This is a genomic window from Bacillus sp. GW823-FHT06A11 (assembly GCF_058795355.1).
Genome location: NZ_JBXAHS010000025.1, coordinates 1 through 813 on the forward strand (window position 1 = coordinate 1; position 813 = coordinate 813).

Genomic DNA, 813 nt, shown 5'->3' on the forward strand with positions numbered 1-813 from the left:
GCGGAAGTAGTTCAGTGGTAGAATACAACCTTGCCAAGGTTGGGGTCGCGGGTTCGAATCCCGTCTTCCGCTCCAATTTTCAATATGACATGCCGGGGTGGCGGAACAGGCAGACGCACAGGACTTAAAATCCTGCGGTGGGTGACCACCGTGCGGGTTCGACCCCCGCCCTCGGCACCATATGCGCCCGTAGCTCAATTGGATAGAGCGTTTGACTACGGATCAAGAGGTTAGGGGTTCGACTCCTCTCGGGCGCGCTTTTATTAACGGGAAGTGGCTCAGCTTGGTAGAGCACCTGGTTTGGGACCAGGGGGTCGCAGGTTCAAATCCTGTCTTCCCGATATTCCCAAAAACATGGGGCCTTAGCTCAGCTGGGAGAGCGCCTGCCTTGCACGCAGGAGGTCAGCGGTTCGATCCCGCTAGGCTCCACTTATTTTAATATCATTTATGGCGGTGTAGCTCAGCTGGCTAGAGCGTACGGTTCATACCCGTGAGGTCGGGGGTTCGATCCCCTCCGCCGCTACCATAAAGGACCTTTAGCTCAGCTGGTTAGAGCAGACGGCTCATAACCGTCCGGTCGTAGGTTCGAGTCCTACAAGGTCCACCACTAAAGGTTTATATCTCGGAGGTATACCCAAGTTCGGCTGAAGGGATCGGTCTTGAAAACCGACAGGCGGCGAGAGTCGCGCGGGGGTTCGAATCCCTCTACCTCCTCCATTTTTTCTTAAATTACATATTATATCATCGCGGGGTGGAGCAGTACGGTAGCTCGTCGGGCTCATAACCCGAAGGTCGCAGGTTCAAATCCTGTCC

8 tRNA genes are annotated in these 813 nt (G+C 55.1%); all 8 read left to right on the forward strand.

Features of this window, described 5'->3' with window-relative positions:
• The 8 genes from AC1Q8L_RS29870 to AC1Q8L_RS29905 all read left to right on the forward strand — a co-directional run bounded on the left by AC1Q8L_RS29870 (position 1) and on the right by AC1Q8L_RS29905 (position 717).
• A tRNA-Gly gene (locus AC1Q8L_RS29870) sits at positions 1 to 75 on the forward strand.
• Positions 76 to 91: 16 nt separating this feature from the next.
• Positions 92 to 180, forward strand: a tRNA-Leu gene (locus AC1Q8L_RS29875).
• A 3-nt stretch (positions 181 to 183) separates the two neighbouring features.
• A tRNA-Arg gene (locus tag AC1Q8L_RS29880) sits at positions 184 to 257 on the forward strand.
• 10 nt (positions 258 to 267) lie between these two features.
• Positions 268 to 341: transfer RNA gene (locus AC1Q8L_RS29885), tRNA-Pro, on the forward strand.
• Positions 342 to 356: 15 nt separating this feature from the next.
• Positions 357 to 429: transfer RNA gene (locus AC1Q8L_RS29890), tRNA-Ala, on the forward strand.
• Between the two features lie 20 nt (positions 430 to 449).
• Positions 450 to 526: transfer RNA gene (locus AC1Q8L_RS29895), tRNA-Met, on the forward strand.
• Between the two features lie 4 nt (positions 527 to 530).
• Positions 531 to 607 (forward strand) — tRNA-Ile (locus tag AC1Q8L_RS29900).
• Between the two features lie 17 nt (positions 608 to 624).
• Positions 625 to 717, forward strand: a tRNA-Ser gene (locus tag AC1Q8L_RS29905).
• The last annotated feature ends 96 nt before the right edge of the window (positions 718 to 813 follow it).